Origin of the sequence: Microbacterium sp. UBA1097 (assembly GCF_002313585.1) — a bacterium.
Classification (GTDB): domain Bacteria; phylum Actinomycetota; class Actinomycetes; order Actinomycetales; family Microbacteriaceae; genus Microbacterium.
Map to the genome: position 1 here is coordinate 8,770 of NZ_DCBW01000026.1, position 17,996 is coordinate 26,765.

Here is a 17,996-nt window from a genome sequence, read left to right on the forward strand (position 1 = left end):
TCCCGCATCGCCCGCGATACGGCACGGCTCGCCGACTCGGCCAACGCCAAGGAGGCGCAGAACCTCGAGCACGAGCTAGCGGCTCTGGCGCGGCGAAAGAGTGATCTGGAAGACGCCGACCTCGAGGCGATGGAGCGTGCGGAGGCTGCCGAAGAGATTGTCGCCGGCCTCGAAGCTCGACTTCGAGAGGTCAACGAAGAAGGCGCATCGCTCAGCGCCGCGGCGAAGGCGGCGGTATCAGCGGCCCAGGCCGACGAGGCTGCCGCGACCCGTGACCGCGAGGCTGTCGCATCCACGGTCGCCTCCGATCTTCTCGGTCTCTACGACAAGCTCGCCCAGCGAAGCGCCGGTGCCGCCCTGTTGACCCGACAGACCTGCGGCGGATGCCACATGGTGCTTGCTGGCAGCGACCTCAGCGCGCTGCGTGCCGCCGCGCCGGAGTCTGTCGTCACCTGCCCCGAGTGCGGCTGCATCCTCGTGCGCACGGAGGAGTCGGGTCTCTAGCTCAGCCGGCAGCTAGACCCCGCGGGGCGCCGCGTAGACTCGGCGGTGCGAATGGGTCGGCCGGACGGTCGCGTCGTGGCGGTGCCACGCCGAGGAACGTCCGGGCTCCACAGGGCAGGGCGGTGGGTAACACCCACCCGGAGCAATCCGCGAGACAGTGCCACAGAAAGCAGACCGCCGGGCTCGTCCCGGTAAGGGTGAAAGGGTGGTGTAAGAGACCACNNGCAAAAAAATTTTTAAAATGGAAACCAAAGGAATCAGCAGAAAATAAATCTGCATTAGAAAAAGAACGTGAAAAAAAATTATTAAATATAGATGAATCTATTTTAAGTAGATATTCTCGAGTTAGCAATGCAAGAGAAGGTCTTGCAGTTGTAAAACTAGATGGGAGTGCTTGTGGAGGTTGCGGATTTGTTGTTCCACCACAAGATGTTTCAGACATCCGTGAAAAAGATAATTTTTATACTTGTGACATATGTAGTCGTTTTATTTATTATTTAAAAAAATAAATATTAAAATTTCTTACTTGTATTTTTTGTATAACCCCTTTAATCTCATCAGTTTTTTGATAGTCTGAGAAAATTGAGTGATTACTCTGTATATCAGAGAGGAAAGTCCGAGCACCGCAGAACAGAGTGCCTCCTAACGGGAGGAGTCTTATAGATATGGAAAGTGCAGCAGAAAGTAAACCGCTAATGGATTTGTTTTGGCAAATTTCAAGCAAGGCTGAAAGGGTGGTGTAAGAGACCACCGGGGTCGTGGCGACACGACCCGCACGGTAAACCTCGTCCGGAGCAAGGCCAGACAGGGGATGATGACGCGGCTCGCCGAGTCCCCGGGTAGGCCGCTAGAGCGGCGCGGCAACGCGTCGCCGAGAGAGATGACCGTCGACGGAGCAGCGCTCCCGAACAGAACCCGGCGTATAGGCCGGCCCATTCGCCCTGTCGGGGCCGTACAGCTCCCGACAGGGCCGCCCTCTCACTGCGCGGCGGTGGCCTGCGCGAGCTGCGGCATCGCACCGAGCGAGAGTGCAGCTGCGCCGATGATCCCGGAGTTGTTGCGGTGCACCGCCGGCACGATCGGGGTGTTGAGCTTCAGCAGCGGCAGGAACTCCTCCGGGTGCTTCGAAACGCCGCCACCCACGACGAAAAGGTCGGGGGAGAAGAGGAACTCGAGGTGGCTGTAGTACCACTGCAGCCGCTTAGCCCACTTTGCCCAGGACAGTTCTTCCCGCTCCATGGCGGAATAGGCCGCGTAGTACTCGGCATCCTTGTCCTTGCCAGGGCGAGCGAGGTGGCCGAGTTCTGAATTGGGAATCAGGACGCCGTTGTAGATCATCGCCGAGCCGATGCCGGTGCCGAGGGTGGTGAGCAAGACGAGTCCCTCAACACCCTTCGCCGCGCCGTAGCGCACCTCGGCAACGCCGGCGACATCGGCATCGTTGGCGAAATGGATGTCGCGGCCCAGCCCGTCTTCGAAGAACTTCTCAGCCTCGAAGCCGATCCACTTTTCCGAAACGTTCGCCGCCGACAGGGTCTTGCCGTTCTTCACGATCGCGGGGAACGCAACGCCCAGGGGGATATCCGAGTCCGCCACCTCGAGCGTTTCGAGAACCTGCTTGACGGCATCCAGCACCGCGGGCGGCTCGGCTCCGGGCGGGGTGGGGACCTTGATGCGATCGGTGACGAGCTCACCCGCTTCGAGGTCGACAACACCCCCCTTGATTCCCGTGCCGCCGATGTCGATGCCCACTGCTCGGGTCAGGTCAGATGCCATGCGATCAGCCTACCCATCCCGGCGCCTCCGATCAGTAGGATCGAGTCAACGGAACCCACCGAGGGAGCAGACGTGTCAGCTGACGCCGAGAAGTACTGGTACAACCTGACCACCGGTCAGGTAGAGAAGGGCTTCGAGTCGCCCGCTGTCGACCGTGCCGGTCCGTTCGAGACCGCAGAAGAGGCAGCTCGCGCGCCGGAGATCATGAAGGAGCGCTCGCGCGCGTGGGCTGATGACGAAGCACGCGAGGACTCCTGGGGTTCCGGCGGCAGCGCCGCCCACTGACGTTCGTACCGAGAGGACCTCCATGGACAAGCAGCGGGACTTTGTTCTTCGCACGATCGAGGAGCGCGGCGTCAAGTTCGTGCGCCTGTGGTTCACCGACGTGATCGGGACGCTCAAGTCGGTGGCAGTTGCGCCGGCCGAGGTTGAGGGTGCGTTCACGGAGGGCCTGGGCTTTGACGGTTCGGCCATCGAAGGGCTTACCCGCTCCTACGAGTCCGACCTGCTCGCGCATCCCGACCCGACCACGTTCCAGATCCTGCCGTGGCGCGGAGAGATCGACCCGACCGCGCGCATGTTCTGCGACATCACGACCCCCGACGGCCAGCCCGCCGTCGCCGACCCGCGTCATGTGCTCAAGCGCACCCTGGCAAAGGCCGCGGACGCGGGATTCACGTTCTACACGCATCCCGAGATCGAGTTCTACCTCCTCAAGTCCTCGTCGTACGGCGCGGAGGGGCCGGAACCAGTCGACTCCGCGGGGTACTTCGACAACGTTCCCGGCGGCACCGCTCACGACTTCCGTCGCCGGTCGGTGAGGATGCTCGAAGACCTGGGAATCTCGGTCGAATACAGCCACCACGAAGGTGGTCCGGGACAGAACGAGATCGACCTGCGCTACGCCGACGCGCTGGCTACCGCCGACAACATCATGACCTTCCGCACGGTCATCAAAGAGGTGGCCATCGAGCAGGGCGTCTATGCGACCTTCATGCCCAAGCCGCTCAGCGGTCAGCCGGGAAGCGGCATGCACACGCACATGTCGCTGTTCGAGGGGGACGTGAACGCCTTCTACGAGGAAGGCGCCCAATACCAGCTGTCGAAGGTCGGGCGGCAGTTCATCGCCGGTCTCCTGCGCCATGCCAACGAGATCAGCGCCGTCACGAACCAGTTCGTCAACTCCTACAAGCGCCTGTGGGGCGGCGACGAGGCGCCCAGCTTCATCTGCTGGGGTCACAACAACCGCTCGGCCCTCGTGCGCGTCCCGATGTACAAGCCCAACAAGGGTCAGTCCTCGCGGGTCGAGTACCGAGCGCTGGACTCCGCTGCCAACCCCTACCTGGCTTATGCGCTGCTGCTCGCCGCCGGCCTCAAGGGCATCGAAGAAGGGTACGAGCTGCCGGCAGAGGCGGAAGACAACGTCTGGTCGCTCAGTGACTCCGAGAGGCGAGCCCTGGGCTACGCGCCGCTCCCGCAGAGCCTCGACCACGCGTTGGAGTACATGGAGGACTCCGAACTCGTGGCCGAGACGCTCGGCGAGCAGGTGTTCAACTACGTCCTGCTCAACAAGCGCCGCGACTGGCAGCAGTATCGTGCACAGGTCACCCCGTACGAGCTGAAGAGCAACCTCGAGATGCTCTGACGCGCCCGGGACCGTCGATGGCATCCACCGAACGGACCACGGGTCTCACCGACCTGGCGCGCGTCGGCTTCAGCGAACTTGCTCAGGCAGACGCCGGGCTCGCGGAACTGGCTGAGACACTCGGCATCGACCGAGCATCCGTGGCGGCCCCTGCTGCAGCCGCCGCAGATCCCGACGCGGCACTGCAGGCGTTACTCCGGGTAGCGCGCCGCGACGCCGACGCACTGCGGGTCGCCGCCTTCGACGAGCGCCGGTGGTCGCACCTGTGGCTTCTGCTCGGCGCGTCGCGCGGGTTCGGCGAGTTCTATGGCCGGCATCCGAATGAGATCATTCAGCTCGAGGGTGGCGCCGACAGGCTCCCGAGCGAGGCGGAGCTTCGCGAAGTCCTTCTGACCGCAGTGGGCGTCCAGGGAGGATTCGCCGACGACGGGTCGGAAGCCGCCTGGGTCCGTTTGCGCATTGCGTATCGGACCCAACTGGCGCGCATCGCGCTCTTCGATCTCTCGCATGTCGCACCGGAAGCCGTCTTGGACGCCGTGTCGAGGGCGCTGGCCGATGCGGCGGCCGCCGCGCTCGAAGCATCCCTGTGTATCGCCAGAACCCGTATTTCAACGGGAGGACCCGCCGGCCAGTTCTCTCGCGAGCAGGTCGATGCGACCCAGCTGGCGATCATCGGCATGGGCAAGTGCGGTGCCCGTGAACTCAACTACGTCTCCGACGTCGACGTGATTTTCGTCGGGGGGACGGATGACGAGAACCTGGTATCCGAGAGCCGCGCTGTGGATATCGGCACGCGCCTGGCCGTACAGACGATGCGTGGAATCTCCGGTGTCGAGATCGAGCCGCCGCTGTGGGAGGTTGACCCGAACCTGCGACCCGAGGGTAAGCAGGGCGCCCTGGTGCGCACGCTCGATTCGCACGTGGCCTACTACGAGCGCTGGGCGAAGAGCTGGGAGTTCCAGGCTCTCCTGAAGGCTCGCCCCATCGCGGGAAACCCGGCCCTGGGGGAGGCCTACATCGAGGCAGTTCGACCGCGGGTCTGGGCGAGCGCCGCCCGTGAGAACTTCGTCGACAGCGTGCAGCGGATGCGGGAGCGCGTGACCGACCACATCCCCTCCGAGGAGGTCGCCCAGCAGATCAAGTTGGGTCCGGGCGGCATCCGAGACGTGGAGTTCACGGTGCAGTTGCTGCAGCTGGTGCATGGCCTCAGTGACGAGGCGATTCGGCAGCGCGGCACGCTGGCAGCGATTGATGCGTTGGTCGCTGAGGGGTACATCGGGCGCACGGATGCCGCGGCATTCGCGCGTGACTACCGGCTGCTGCGGCTGCTGGAGCACCGTCTACAGTTGCGTCGGCTCTCGCGTACGCACCTGATGCCCACTGATCCCGACGAGTTGCGCGTATTGGCCCGCGCATCCGGCCTGGCTGACACCGGCGCTGACCTCATCGCGCAGTGGGAAGCGATCAAGCGCGAAGTCCGCGACATTCATGTGCGGCTGTTCTATCGGCCGCTGCTGTCGGCCGTGGCGGCACTGCCCGCTGAGGAGCGCGCCCTGTCCGAGGATCAGGCTCACGACCGCCTCGCGGCGATCGGCTTCCTCGATCCGCCGGGTGCGCTCCGCCACATTCGTGCGCTGACAACCGGTCTCAGTCGCAAGGCGACCATTCAGCGTCATCTCATGCCCGTGATGATCCGCTGGTTCGCTGACGGCGTTGATCCGGACTACGGCCTGATCTCTTTCCGGCGCCTGAGTGAGCGTCTCGGTGACACTCCGTGGTTCCTCCGAATGCTGCGCGACTCGACGGGGGCTGCTGAGCGACTGACCCGCGTTCTTTCCGGTTCGCGGTACGTGGGGGAACTCGTCGAGTGGATTCCCGAGTCAGCGGCATGGCTGGACGGGGAGGAGCAACTTCGGCCCCGCTCTGGTGTGGCGCTCCAGGAGGAAGCCCGAGCCATCCAGACCCGGCACAGCTCCATCGAGGACGCAGCGCGGGCCGTGCGGGCTCTGCGCCGCCGGGAGGTCCTCCGAACTGCGATGGGCGGCGTTCTCGGAATCCTCTCGATCGACGAGATCGCCAACGCGCTGACGACCATCACCGAGGTGACGATCCAAGCCACGCTGCGGGCGGTGCGGCGAGAGGTCGTGCCGCCCGAAGATGATGCACTCGACTTCTCGGTCATCGCGATGGGCAGGTTCGGCGGCGCGGAACTCGGCTTCGGGTCCGATGCCGATGTGCTCTACGTCTATCGTGCCAACGGTGTCGAGGAGGGGCGTGCGAGCCAGCTGGCGAACGCGCTCGTCGCCGGCTTGCGGCAGCACTCGGAGGATCTGCGGCTCCCGCTCGATCTGGACGCTGACCTACGCCCTGAGGGTCGTACTGGCCCGATCGTCCGGTCGCTGGAGGCCTACGCGGCGTACTACCGCAGGTGGTCGCTGTCGTGGGAGGCCCAGGCACTGCTTCGCTCCCGGGGTGTCGCAGGAAGCGTGAAGCTGATCGGCGCGTTCACGGAGCTCGCCGACTCGGTCCGCTATCCGGCGTCTGCCGACGAGAGCGGTTTGCGTGAGATCAAGCGCATCAAGGCACGGGTCGAGAACGAACGTCTGCCGCAGGGTGTCGATCCTGCGAGACATCTGAAGTTGGGCCCCGGTTCTCTCAGCGATGTGGAGTGGCTGGTGCAGCTGCTCCAGCTGCAGCACGCCCATGACGTTCCCGAATTGCGCACCACGTCGACCCTTCGAGCACTCGACGCGCTGGCTTCGCATGGGTTGTTGCCCGCCAGCGCGGTCGAACGTCTGAGACATGCCTGGATCCTCGCGAGCAGATTGCGGTCGGCCAACACCCTGCTGTCGGGGCAGACGAGCGACGTTTTACCGACGGATCGGCGCAAACTCGACGGGCTCGCTCGCCTGCTCGAGTACCCGCCACACTCGGCTTCGCGGGTGGAAGAGGACTATCTCGGCGTCACGCGGCGCGCACGTCGTGTCTTCGAGAAGCACTTCTACGGCTGAAATCGACGTGCGATGCCCAGTGGAAATGGGAGAAGGCCCGCATCCGAGTGGATGCGGGCCTTCTTCGTGATCGGTATCAGACGCCGAAGTACAGCTCGTACTCGAACGGGTGAGGACGGGCGTTGATCGGCTGGATCTCGTTCTCGAACTTGTACTCGATCCAGGTCTCGATGAGCTCGGGCGTGAACACGTTGCCACGGAGCAGGAACTCGTGGTCGGCGCGCAGGGCGTCGAGCGAGTCCAGCAGCGAGTTCGGCACCTGGGGGATGAGCTTGGCCTCCTCGGGGGGCAGCTCGTAGAGGTCCTTGTCGACGGGCTCGTGCGGCTCGATGCGGTTGATGATGCCGTCGATGCCGGCCATCAACTGCGCAGCGAACGCGAGGTACGGGTTACCCGAGGAGTCGGGGGCGCGGAACTCGAGGCGCTTGGCCTTCGGGTTGGATCCGGTGATCGGGATGCGCACAGCTGCCGAACGGTTACCGGCCGAGTACACCAGGTTGACCGGAGCCTCGTAGCCCTTGACCAGACGCTTGTAGGAGTTGAGCGTCGGGTTGGTGAATGCGAGAACAGCCGGAGCGTGGGCGAGCAGGCCACCGATGTACCACCGAGCGGTGTCGGAGAGCTGTGCGTAGCCGGCCTCGTCGTAGAAGAGGGGCTTGCCCTCGAGCCACAGCGACTGATGGGTGTGCATACCCGAGCCGTTGTCGCCGAACAGCGGCTTGGGCATGAAGGTCGCAACCTTGCCCCACTGCTCAGCCACGTTCTTGACGATGTACTTGAACTTCAAGATGTCGTCGGCGGCGTGAACCATCGTGTCGAACTTGTAGTTGATTTCCTGCTGGCCACCGGTACCGACCTCGTGGTGGGCGCGCTCAAGCTCAAGGCCCGACTCGATCAGCCGCAGCGAGATGTCGTCACGCAGGTCAGCCGTCTTGTCGACGGGGGAGACGGGGAAGTAGCCGCCCTTGTACGGGGTCTTGTTTCCGAGGTTGCCGCCCTCTTCTTCGCGGCCCGTGTTCCAGGCACCTTCGGAGGAGTCCACGGAGTAGAAGCTAGAGTTCTGCTTCACCTCGTAGCGCACGTCGTCGAAGATGTAGAACTCAGCCTCCGGTGCAAAGTACGCGGTGTCCGCGATGCCGGTTGAGGCGAGGAACTTCTCTGCCTTCTTCGCGACCTGGCGCGGGTCCTTGTGGTAGATCTCCCCGGTGCGCGGGTTGTAGATGTCGAAGACCATGATCAGCGTCTTGGCGTCGCGGAACGGGTCGAGGTACGCCGTGGTGACATCCGGAATGAGCTGCATGTCCGACTCGTGGATGTTCGCGAATCCGCGGATCGAGGATCCGTCGAACAGCTGGCCGACGGTGAAGAAGTCCTCGTCGACGGTGGATGCCGGAATGTTGAAGTGCTGCTGCACACCGGGGAGATCCGTGAAACGGATGTCGAGGAACTTGACGTCCTCGTCCTTGATGAACTTCAGCACCTCAGATGAATCTTTGAACATGAAGACTCCAGAGGTAGGGCGTGGTGATACCCGTGTCGGGTTCCCCAAAACGGTAGTCGGCAGGGATTGCCCTGCCGTGTCCCTATTGTTTCGGGCATGTTACGAGCCTGTCGAATCGACTCGCCCAGGTAGGCTCGTTCGGTGACCTCAGTTGCCCAGGACTACCCCGGCAAACGGCTCGGACTTCCGGAGTCTGGGCCCGGATCGATGGGTCGACTCGGTCGCCGAGTCGGTGCACTGTGCATCGACTACGGCGCGGCGTACCTGATTTCCGGGTTCTTCGGATGGGACCCGCTCGCCATTCTGGGAATCTTCGCGCTCATTCAGGTCGCGTTCCTGCCGACGCTGCAGGGCAGCCCCGGTCACCGGATTTTCGGGTTGACGCTCCAGCGCGTAGACGGGGGCTGGGTCGGTCTGTGGCGACCGGTGATTCGCACGCTGCTATTGATCGTTGTGATCCCGGCAGTGATCTGGGATGCCGATCAGCGAGGGCTCCACGACAAGGCTGCCGGCACGGTTCTGCTTCGCAGCCGCTGAGGCGGGGGCACGTCCGTGGGATCGACGCTCCGCGGGCTGTCAGGGATCAGCGCGGACGCGGTGCCCTGACCTTGGTCGGGTCGATGCCCTTCGGAATCGGAAGCGACGTCAGCGACTGTGAAACCGAGTCAACTCGCTTGATGACGGCGGCCATCGTTGCGCGGTCGATCTTCTTGGGGAGCTTCTTGATCCGGGTCGCGAGCTGCGAGATCGGCACATCGTCATCACCGTGCCCGACGTAGATCACCGTCAGCGGTACACCGGATGCCACACGCTGAACCTTCTGACGCTCGTCGTTGACCAGCCGAGTCAGTCGTCCGCGTGAACCCTCGCCAATGATGACGACGCCGCCGCGACCGATGACGCGATAAACCGCTTCCTGCGTCTTGGGGTTGACGCCCACGGGGTTCTCGTTAGCCTGCCACGAACGGCCGAGTGAGGTGGAGATCACGTGGCCGGTGGCCCCGGGGACGCCGTCGATGCGCTTGTACATCGCGCGTGTCGACAGTCGCGTCGTCAGGGTCAGGCCCATCAGCACGCCGAAGAGAAGCCCGGTGACACCCCAGAGGATGATGCTCCAGACCGCGACCGGCGGGATGAGGAACCCGACTCCGACGCCGAGGGCGGCGCCTGCGAGCACGACACCGACGAGCATCCAGGGAAGACCGCGGTAGGTCTGCTGCGTGAACGTATACAGGGTACGAAGCTGCGAGAAGAAGCCGGGCCTTTTCTCCGGTGAGGACGCGCGTGCTGCCATCCCTCCAGCGTACCCGGGCGGGGCGTGCCGTATGCGTTGCTGCGTACGGCAGCCGATCCCCGAGCGCTCTCCTCCCCAGGCCATGCTTGGGCTCGTCAGTCCCCGCACCGGATGGGCCTTGGCTGGGCCGCCGCCGCTTCCGCTCAGGCTGGGGGCATGAGTGATGCAATGCCCGGGTGGGCGGATGATCCGTTCTTGATCGCCTTCACCCCGCTCCGCCGCGTCACGACGAGAGAGTCGCCGTACGCGGGAACGCTGGTACGCAGCCCGGCGGGAGTGCACCTTCTGATCGATCCAGAACAGGTGCCCGGTGGCGAGCTCTTCTGGACGCCTCAGGATGACACGCACGTGCTCCGAGCGCTGGATGTCGTCCACATGGGCACCTCGCGCTCTGACGCAGCAGCGGGCGCGCTCGTCGAAGCGTGCCGCGAGCCCCTCGAGACGTACCTCGCGGTTCGCGACAGTCTGAGGTCGCCTGTCACGGAACCCGAATGCGCCACCATCATGATCAGCCTTCTGCGCGGAGCGAACGAGCTGCGCGCTGAAGCCCGGAACGACCTCGGCGGAGGATGGTGGCTGTCGGGCTCGGCCAGGCCGGTCTTCGCGCTCTCGCCCGGTGCTGAGCCCGCTCGCGAGAGCGCATGCCGCATCCTGAATCGACTACCGCTCGATGATGCCCGGGGAGGTTCCGTGCGGGATGCCATCGTGGCGCTCTTGCGGACCGATGACGTTCGGGCGGGCGGCATCGACGCTTGTGAACGCGCGGTGTTCGAGTGGGTGGAGCCAGGGCCCCTTCGCCCGTCTTCCGAGGCCCCGGCCGCCGTACGGCTGACGCCGAGCCCCGCATCCGTCGAACCGCCGCCGCGGGCGGGGGACGGGGGTGCAGCGCCGGATGAGCCCGGTGCATTCGATCGGCTTGTGCGCGGTGGCGATGGCCGGTGGCAGGAGACCCTTGCCGACGTCGCTGCCTCGGCGCGCGGCGCCATGCGGTCATTCCGGCGTCGGCCGACATCGGAGCGCCCCGTCCGGCGTGGCCGACTCCTGATTGCCGCCGCGGCCGTCGGCGCGGTCCTGGCTATCGCTTTCACGGTCCTGGCTCCCGATGCGCGGAGCGCGCCAGAGGAGGGCGCGCCGACCGGTGAAGCCCCTATCCCACCGGATGCCGGAGAGGATGCCTCGTCTGAATCCCGTGTTCAGGACGACCAGCCGGATCTGCCCCGTGCGGCGGGCGCGATCCTCGACGCCGTGACGACGTGCGCCGGTGATGCCGCGTGCGTGCAGACGATCGCCGAACGTGCGGATGTGACGCCCGTGACCGGAGCTGCCACAGCCCCCGCCACGCTTAGAACCCTGCACGTGGTTGACGAATACGGGGACGTCGCGGTCATCCGCGCCGAGGCAGACGGTTACCCGCCCCAGCTCGTTGTGATTGCGCGGCACGACGACCGATGGCTGCTGCGCGAGGTTCTCGACCTCGCACAGCAGCCATCGTCGTAGCGGTGATAACGTTCCTCCGGGCTCGACGCCGATCCGTCAGATACCGAGGTCGCCGGCGAAGTCTGCCTCTTCGAGGCGGGCCTTCACGGCGCCGAGGAAGCGTGCAGCATCCGCACCGTCGATGATCCGGTGGTCATATGACAGTGCCAGGTAAACGTACGAGCGGACCGAGATCGCATCCTTGCCATCAACCTGCACGACACCGGGGCGCTTGACGACGGTGCCGGTGCCGAGGATCGCTGACTGCGGCAGGAAGACCACCGGCGTGTCGAAGAGCGCGCCTCGGGAGCCGGTGTTGGTGAGCGTGAACGTGCCGCCTGCCAGCTCATCGGGCTTGAGCTTGTTCTCGCGCGTGCGCGCCGCGAGGTCAGCGATCTCGTGCGCGATCTGAGCCAGGTTCTTCGTCGCAGCATCCCGCAGTACCGGCGTGAGCAGGCCCCGCTCGGTGTCGACGGCGATCGAGAGGTTCTCGCTTGCCGGGTACACGATCGAGCCCTCGTCGACCGTGGCATTGATCACGGGGTACGCCTGCAGGGCCTCAGCGGCTGCCAGCGCGAAGAAGGGGAGGAACGACAACTTGTCGCCAGTCTTCTTCTGGAAGTCGCCCTTCACCGCATCCCGGAACGCCGCGACCTTGGTGATGTCGACCTCGACGACCGTGGTCAGTTGAGCTGTCGACTGCATCGACGCGACAGCGCGCTCGGAGAGAACCTTGCGCAGACGCGACATCGGTTGCGTGGTCCCGCGCAGCTCCGAAACCTCGCGTTCAGAACGCTTGGGCGCCTCGCTCGCGGCCGCGGGAGTTGCCGCCGACTCGGCAGCGGCCAGGACGTCCTCCTTGCGGATCCGCCCTCCAACGCCTGTCCCCTTGACGTTCGAGAGGTCGACGCCCTTCTCCTGCGCGAGCTTGCGCACGAGCGGGGTCACATAGGTCTTGCTGTCGCCGTCAGCCTCGGAGCCGGACTCGGTTGCAGCTGCCTCGGTCACCTCGGACGAGGTCGCGGGGGTCTGCGCGGTCTGGCTCGGCTCTGCCGGCTTCTGTGGCTCAGCTGCCGGCTTCTCTGACTCGGCAGCAGGCTTCTCGGGTTCCGGGGCACTCTGCTCGGGCTCAGACTCCGGCTTCGGCTCTTCGGCGGGCGCGGGCTCAGGAGCTGACTGCTGCGGGGCGCCGTCCCCGATGCGGGCGAGCGTCGCGCCGACCGAGACTGTCTCGTCTTCCTGCACCAGGATCTCCTGCAGCGTCCCCGCGACAGGGGACGGGATCTCGGTGTCGACCTTGTCGGTGGAGATCTCCAGTAGTGGCTCATCGACCTCGACCGTGTCACCGACGGCCTTCAGCCAGCGGGTCACTGTGCCTTCCGTCACGCTTTCGCCGAGTTCGGGGAGGACGACGTCCTTGCCCCCACCGGACGGGGCAGTCTGTGCCTCGGGGGCAGGCGCGGGCGCAGGCTCTGGGGCCGGCTCGGGCTGCGGCTCCGGCTCGGCCTCCTGGGGCGCCTCATCCTGGGGGGCCTCCTCGGCGGGAGACTCCGACGACGGTGCTGACGAGCCATCACCGATCTTGGCGAGGACTGCACCAACCTCGACGGTCTCGTCCTCGTCCACGAGGATCTCCTCGATCACGCCCGAAACGGGGGAGGGGATCTCGGTGTCGACCTTGTCGGTCGAGATCTCGAGAAGCCCTTCATCGGCCTGAACTGTGTCTCCCACCTTCTTGAGCCAGCGGGTCACCGTTCCCTCCGTAACACTCTCGCCGAGTGCGGGGAGGACCACGGAAGTGCTCATGAGCTTGTCTCCTTCAGAATGCCGATGTCTTTTCCAGCTTAGTGATTCTGCGGGTGCGGTCGTCAGATCGCGTGCAGCGGTTTGCCCGAGAGCAGCAGGAGCGCCTCGCCCAGCGCCTCGCTCTGTGTCGGATGGGCGTGAATGAGCGGAGCGACATCTTCCGGATGCGCGTCCCACCCCACGAGCAACTGCCCCTCGGTGATCAGTTCGCCGACCCGATCTCCGACGAGATGCACGCCGAGAACGGGACCTTCGCGACGGCGCACGACCCGCGCGAACCCGGATGTTCCCAAGATCTCGCTCTTGGCGTTCGCGGCCAGCGGGATCTCGGCGGTCTCGACAGCGTCTTCGCCGAAGCGTTCGATCGCGGCAGCCGTCGTGAGGCCCACCGACGCGACTTCGGGACTGGAGTATGCAACGCGGGGCACTACCTCGTCCGCTAGCGGGGCAACGGCGAGCCCCGCTATCCGCTCCGCCACCGCGATGCCGTGAGCGAACCCGCGATGGGCAAGTTGCGGGCCCCGGACGATGTCGCCCACCGCCCAGACGTGCGGCGCGCTCGTGCGCAGCTCGGCATCCGTCACAACGAAACCGGCGTTGAGTTCCACGCCAGCATCCTCGAAGCCGAGATCTGCGGTCGCAGGTATGCGGCCCGCGGCGACGAGGGCGTAGTCGGCGGTGCGCGTCGAACCATCCGACAACGTCACAGTGACCTGATCCTCGCCGGCATCGACGCCGGTGCACGATAATCCGAAGCTCGCCGCGATCCCGCGCTTGCGGAACGCTCGGAGCAGTGCGGCACTGCTGGCCTCGTCCTCGGAGGGAAGCAAGCGTGCCAGCGGCTCGATGATCGTGACCTCGGCGCCAAATGAACGCCAGATACTGGCGAACTCGACACCGATGACGCCGCCGCCCAGGATCACGACCGATGACGGCACCTCGTCGAGTTCCAGCGCGGTGTCGCTGCTCAACACTCTTCCGCCGAGCGGCACGTCCGCAAGCTCGCGGGTGCGTCCCCCCGTCGCGAGGACGATGTCGGATGCCGACAGGACGCGTTCGCCGACGCGCACCCGTCGATCAGCTTCGAGGTAGCCGTCACCGGTGATCGTCACGACTCCGCGTGCGGCGAGAAGTCCTGTCAGGCCCGCGTGTTTCTTACTGACGATCTTGCGCCGGTAGTCGTGGACCGCAGCAATATCGATGGCCTCAAAGCTCGCGCTGACGCCGTGATGGGCAGCGTTGCGCACGACATCGGCAACCTCACCAGAGTGCAGCAGGGCTTTCGTGGGAACGCAACCGCGATGAAGGCAGGTTCCACCGACCTGGTCTCTTTCAACCAGAGCGACGGTCCGTCCGAGCTCCCGGGCGCGCAGCGCCGCCGCATAGCCCCCGGAGCCGCCGCCGAGGACGATGATGTCGAAGCCGTCCTCGCTCATCGGCGCGCCTCGCTGAGCACGAACTCGATGAGGCTGCGGGTCGTCGCGGCGGTCGGTCCCTTGTCGGTGAAGCCGAACGCTGCCCCCTTGTTCATGCCGACGCCGGCGATGTCGAGGTGAACCCACGGGATGCGCGCTTCGTTGCCGTCGGCTTCGCCGCGTGTGCCGACGAAGTGACGAAGGAACAGCCCTGCGAAGAGAGATCCACCCGCGGGATCGCCGACCTTCGCGTTGCGGAGATCCGCGATAGGCGAGTCGAGTTCATCCACCATGTGGTCGGGAAGCGGCATCTGCCAGGCGAGTTCGTTGACGCGATCGGCGGCTGCGAGGTATCGCGCGACGGCGTCGTCATCTCCCATGACGCCTGCGTGTCGCGTTCCCAGTGCCGTGGTGATCGCACCCGTGAGGGTTGCGACGTCGACGATGAGGTCGGGATGCTCGCGGCTCGCGGCGACCAGTCCGTCTGCGAGGACGAGCCGACCCTCGGCATCCGTGTTCAGGACCTCGACCGTCGTGCCGTCGGCGATGCGAAGCACATCGCCCGGGCGGGTCGCAGTCCCCGAGGGCATGTTCTCGGCCAGGCACAGCCACGCCGACACTCGCACGGGAGCGCCGATCCCGGCAACGGCGCGAAGCACAGCAAGCACGGTTGCAGCTCCGCACATGTCGTACTTCATGTCGATCATTCCGGCGGCGGGTTTGAGCGAAAGCCCACCCGAATCGAAGGTGATGCCCTTGCCGACCAGAGCCACATGGCGCGTCGCGCCGTCCGGCGCATACTCGGCGCGTACGAGGCGCGGGGGGCGCGCCGAGCCGCGGCCGACACCGAGGATGCCGCCGAACCCGCCCGTTTCCAGTTCGGTCTCGTCCCACACCCGGACTGTGGCCGGGAGGTCCCGCAGCAGGTCGCTGGTCGCCTGGGCCATATCGGCAGGGCCGAGAGCGTCGGCAGGGGTCGTCACGAGGTCCTTCACCAGCGCGACTGCCTCGATGACGGCGCGAACCCGAGCCACATCCGCTGGCGAAACCGCCGCGGCGGTGTGAACGACGACGCGGGTAGCACGCGGCTTGGGCGGCTCCTTCTTGAAGCTGGCGAAGCTGTAGGCGCCGAGCCCTGCACCCTCGGCTGCTGCAAGCGCCGTGTCTGCTGCCTCATGGAAGGGCAGAGCGACAGCGACCGACGCGAACCCGGTGAGGGTGCGGCATCCGATACCGACGGCGTTGCGAACTGACGCGGCGTCTCGCCCCGCGCCGCTACCGACCACGGCGACGGGCTTGGCGAAGAGCTGCGGAGCCGCCACGCGAGCGTACGACCCGGACGAGCCGGTGAACCCGATCGACTCCAGGCTCTCGCGCAAACCGGGAAGCGACTCCCACTCGTCGTCAGTGGTTGCAGAAACAAGAGGGACGACCATCACCACCGCGTCTGCGTCGTGTTCGGTAACCGGGGCTTCGCTGAAATCGACGACAGGACTGGCCATGCATTCATCCTAGGTCGGGGGTGTTCGCTCTGAGCGGCACGCGTCGGGGCGGTCGCCGCGACCACGCGCCTAGCATGGAGGCATGACTTTGTCGGTACCCGTCTATCACCGCGTCGCCAGCGCTCCGCCGGTGCCCGCGGGTCTGCCGCTCGTGATCGCGCTCACCGGGTTCACCGACGCTGGCTCCGCCGTGAGTCGGATCGTCACGTATGTGAGGGAAGACCTGGAGCCGACCCCGATCGCGGTTTTCGAGAACGACATCCTTCTCGACTACCGTGCCCGTCGCCCGGTCATCTCCTTCGAGCACGACCACCTCACTGACTATCGTCCTCCTCGGCTGGAGCTCTCTCTCGTCCACGACGCGCTGGGTCAACCGTTCGTCGCGCTCACGGGATACGAGCCGGACTTTGCGTGGGACTCGTTCACGGCAGCGGTCCTTGACCTCGCCGCGGAACTCGACGTGTCGAGCGTCACGTGGGTGCATGCGATTCCGATGCCCGTGCCTCACACGCGCCCGTTGGGAACCACGGTGAGCGGCACCCGGACGGAACTGACGGCGGCTCACTCGGTATGGCAGCCCGAGACACAGGTGCCTGCGACTGTCGGCCACCTTCTGGAGTATCGCTTTGCCGAGACCGCTGCGGATGTCGCGGGTTTCGTGCTTCTCGTGCCTCACTATCTCGCCGACACGCAATATCCGGCAGCAGCTCTCGCTGCGCTGGACAGCGTGACGGTTGCCACCGGACTGGTCTTCGCGGGAGACGAGCTCCGCGAAGAGAACCGGGAGTATCTCGAGAAGGTGCAGGAGCAGGTTGGTGGCAGCGACGAGCTGCAGCGAATGATCGAGACTCTCGAAGAGCGCTATGACGCCTACATGGCTGGGGCCACGAACGCGACGCCGATCATCCACACCGGTGACCTGCCGACCGCGGACGAGATTGCCGCGGAATTGGAGCGCTATCTCGCGACCCGGCCCGCCGGCGACGACGACAAGGGCTGATCGCCACCTGGGCGACTGGAATAGGTAACGCCTCAGAGAGGTTGTACTGGGTATCCGTTCGCGTGGCCAGGGGAGTAGGCCAGGAATCGCGCACGAAGTATGAGACAATGGTGGTTCGACCCATTGTCACCCGCGACCGTCACGCGCCGCGGGACTTGACAAGGGTCTTACTAGCGTCCGAAACCAACAGCGCGGCAATCAGATCGCCGTGCGCTGAGAGGCGAAACGTGACCGCAAGCACGACATCCACCCGTACGCGCGCTAAGAAGGCCGACGCGGACGAGCTGGCGCCCGAGATCGAGAGCGACGACGAAGTCGCCACGACTCCTGCCAGCAAGCGTCCCGCCGCCAAGAAGCGTAGCGGCGCCGCGGGTGCGAAGGCCAGCACCAAAAAGACATCCAAGAAGAGCGCGGGTGACGACGACGTCGACGAGGATGAAGAACTCGCCGAGGCTGACGTGGACGGCGACGATGAGGGCGAAGACGACGACTCTTCGGACTCGGAATCGTCCGATGACGCTTCCGACGCGCCGGCCGCGAAGGATGCCTCCGACGACGGCGACGACTCGGACGACGATGAAACGTCCGGCAAGCCGGTGTTCACCGAGCCGCTCCCCAGCGGCGCCATCGTCATCACGTCGAACGACGAGGATGACGTCCCGATCTACTCGACGCAGATCACCGGTGCGACAGCTGACCCGGTCAAGGACTACCTGAAGCAGATCGGTAAGGTTCCGCTGCTGAATGCGGCCGAAGAGGTCGAGCTCGCTATGCGGATCGAGGCGGGTTTGTTCGCCGAAGAGAAGCTCTCGAACATGACGCCCGCCGAGAAGTCCAGCCAGCTCGGTTTGGACCTGCAGTGGATCGCGCGCGATGGTCAGCGCGCCAAGAGCCACCTGCTGGGTGCGAACCTGCGTCTGGTCGTCTCGCTCGCCAAGCGCTACACGGGTCGCGGGATGCAGTTCCTCGACCTCATCCAGGAGGGCAACCTCGGCCTCATCCGAGCTGTTGAGAAGTTCGACTACACCAAGGGCTTCAAATTCTCGACCTATGCGACGTGGTGGAT

The 17,996-nt window shown here is 65.3% G+C and carries 15 protein-coding genes and 2 other RNA genes; 11 read left to right on the plus strand and 6 right to left on the minus strand.

Translation table 11 applies throughout. The features are described from left to right. From B4F19_RS06870 to rnpB (B4F19_RS06880), 4 genes are all read left to right on the plus strand, one after another. The coding region (locus tag B4F19_RS06870) for a zinc ribbon domain-containing protein (protein WP_292733603.1) at positions 1–504 on the plus strand (504 nt) is incomplete at its 5' end. 52 nt (positions 505–556) lie between these two features. Beyond that, an RNA gene (gene rnpB, locus B4F19_RS06875) (RNase P RNA component class A) lies at positions 557–832 on the plus strand. Further along, positions 828–1,013 carry a zinc ribbon domain-containing protein gene (locus tag B4F19_RS15885; protein WP_414683155.1) on the plus strand — a complete coding sequence of 62 codons (186 nt, stop codon included), beginning with the start codon at positions 828–830 and terminating at the stop codon, positions 1,011–1,013. Before rnpB (B4F19_RS06875) ends, B4F19_RS15885 begins: the two co-directional genes overlap by 5 nt. 65 nt (positions 1,014–1,078) lie before the next feature. Further along, an RNA gene (gene rnpB, locus B4F19_RS06880) (RNase P RNA component class A) lies at positions 1,079–1,443 on the plus strand. 39 nt (positions 1,444–1,482) lie between these two features. On the opposite strand, the gene ppgK is transcribed toward rnpB (B4F19_RS06880), so the two are convergent. Continuing rightward, a complete protein-coding gene (gene ppgK / locus B4F19_RS06885; RefSeq protein ID WP_292733606.1) occupies positions 1,483–2,280 on the minus strand; it encodes a polyphosphate--glucose phosphotransferase in 798 nt (265 codons plus the stop codon). Between the two features lie 72 nt (positions 2,281–2,352). On the opposite strand from ppgK, the gene B4F19_RS06890 reads away from it, so the two are divergent. Genes B4F19_RS06890 through B4F19_RS06900 form a run of 3 tightly spaced genes read left to right on the plus strand, consistent with a single transcriptional unit; the run spans position 2,353 to position 6,936 of the window. After that, a complete protein-coding gene (locus tag B4F19_RS06890; protein WP_228178877.1) occupies positions 2,353–2,565 on the plus strand; it encodes an SPOR domain-containing protein in 213 nt (70 codons plus the stop codon). A gap of 22 nt (positions 2,566–2,587) precedes the next feature. Next, entirely contained in the window at positions 2,588–3,925 is a 1,338-nt protein-coding gene (gene glnA, locus B4F19_RS06895; protein ID WP_228178876.1) for a type I glutamate--ammonia ligase, read from the plus strand. Between the two features lie 17 nt (positions 3,926–3,942). Continuing rightward, positions 3,943–6,936 carry a bifunctional [glutamine synthetase] adenylyltransferase/[glutamine synthetase]-adenylyl-L-tyrosine phosphorylase gene (locus tag B4F19_RS06900; RefSeq protein ID WP_292733611.1) on the plus strand — a complete coding sequence of 998 codons (2,994 nt, stop codon included), beginning with the start codon at positions 3,943–3,945 and terminating at the stop codon, positions 6,934–6,936. Positions 6,937–7,012: 76 nt separating this feature from the next. Here B4F19_RS06900 and glnA (B4F19_RS06905) read toward each other — a convergent pair whose 3' ends face one another. Continuing rightward, a complete protein-coding gene (glnA, locus tag B4F19_RS06905; RefSeq protein WP_228178865.1) occupies positions 7,013–8,437 on the minus strand; it encodes a type I glutamate--ammonia ligase in 1,425 nt (474 codons plus the stop codon). A gap of 141 nt (positions 8,438–8,578) precedes the next feature. On the opposite strand from glnA (B4F19_RS06905), the gene B4F19_RS06910 reads away from it, so the two are divergent. Beyond that, positions 8,579–8,974, plus strand: a complete 396-nt coding sequence (locus B4F19_RS06910) for an RDD family protein (RefSeq protein ID WP_292733614.1) — start codon at positions 8,579–8,581, stop codon at positions 8,972–8,974. Positions 8,975–9,020: 46 nt separating this feature from the next. On the opposite strand, the gene B4F19_RS06915 is transcribed toward B4F19_RS06910, so the two are convergent. Beyond that, entirely contained in the window at positions 9,021–9,731 is a 711-nt protein-coding gene (locus B4F19_RS06915) for a DUF4191 domain-containing protein (RefSeq protein WP_292726371.1), read from the minus strand. Positions 9,732–9,887: 156 nt separating this feature from the next. On the opposite strand from B4F19_RS06915, the gene B4F19_RS06920 reads away from it, so the two are divergent. Further along, the gene (locus B4F19_RS06920; RefSeq protein WP_292733617.1) at positions 9,888–11,228 is read left to right on the plus strand and encodes a hypothetical protein; all 1,341 of its coding nucleotides are present in this window, start codon (positions 9,888–9,890) and stop codon (positions 11,226–11,228) included. Between the two features lie 36 nt (positions 11,229–11,264). Here B4F19_RS06920 and sucB read toward each other — a convergent pair whose 3' ends face one another. From sucB to B4F19_RS06935, 3 genes are all read right to left on the minus strand, one after another. Continuing rightward, positions 11,265–13,013: a 2-oxoglutarate dehydrogenase, E2 component, dihydrolipoamide succinyltransferase gene (gene sucB, locus B4F19_RS06925; protein ID WP_292726367.1), complete on the minus strand. Its 1,749-nt coding sequence runs from the start codon at positions 13,011–13,013 to the stop codon at positions 11,265–11,267. Positions 13,014–13,075: 62 nt separating this feature from the next. After that, positions 13,076–14,449, minus strand: a complete 1,374-nt coding sequence (gene lpdA, locus B4F19_RS06930; protein ID WP_292726365.1) for a dihydrolipoyl dehydrogenase — start codon at positions 14,447–14,449, stop codon at positions 13,076–13,078. Next, complete coding sequence (locus B4F19_RS06935; RefSeq protein ID WP_292733620.1) at positions 14,446–15,930, minus strand: leucyl aminopeptidase; 1,485 nt, start codon at positions 15,928–15,930, stop codon at positions 14,446–14,448. Before B4F19_RS06935 ends, lpdA begins: the two co-directional genes overlap by 4 nt. A gap of 82 nt (positions 15,931–16,012) precedes the next feature. Between B4F19_RS06935 and B4F19_RS06940 the strand changes: the two genes are divergently transcribed. After that, positions 16,013–16,930 (plus strand): proteasome assembly chaperone family protein, encoded by a 918-nt coding sequence (locus tag B4F19_RS06940; RefSeq protein ID WP_228178854.1) that lies wholly within the window; start codon positions 16,013–16,015, stop codon positions 16,928–16,930. 227 nt (positions 16,931–17,157) lie between these two features. Beyond that, on the plus strand, positions 17,158–17,996 hold an 839-nt coding region (locus B4F19_RS06945; protein ID WP_292733623.1), incomplete at its 3' end, for a sigma-70 family RNA polymerase sigma factor.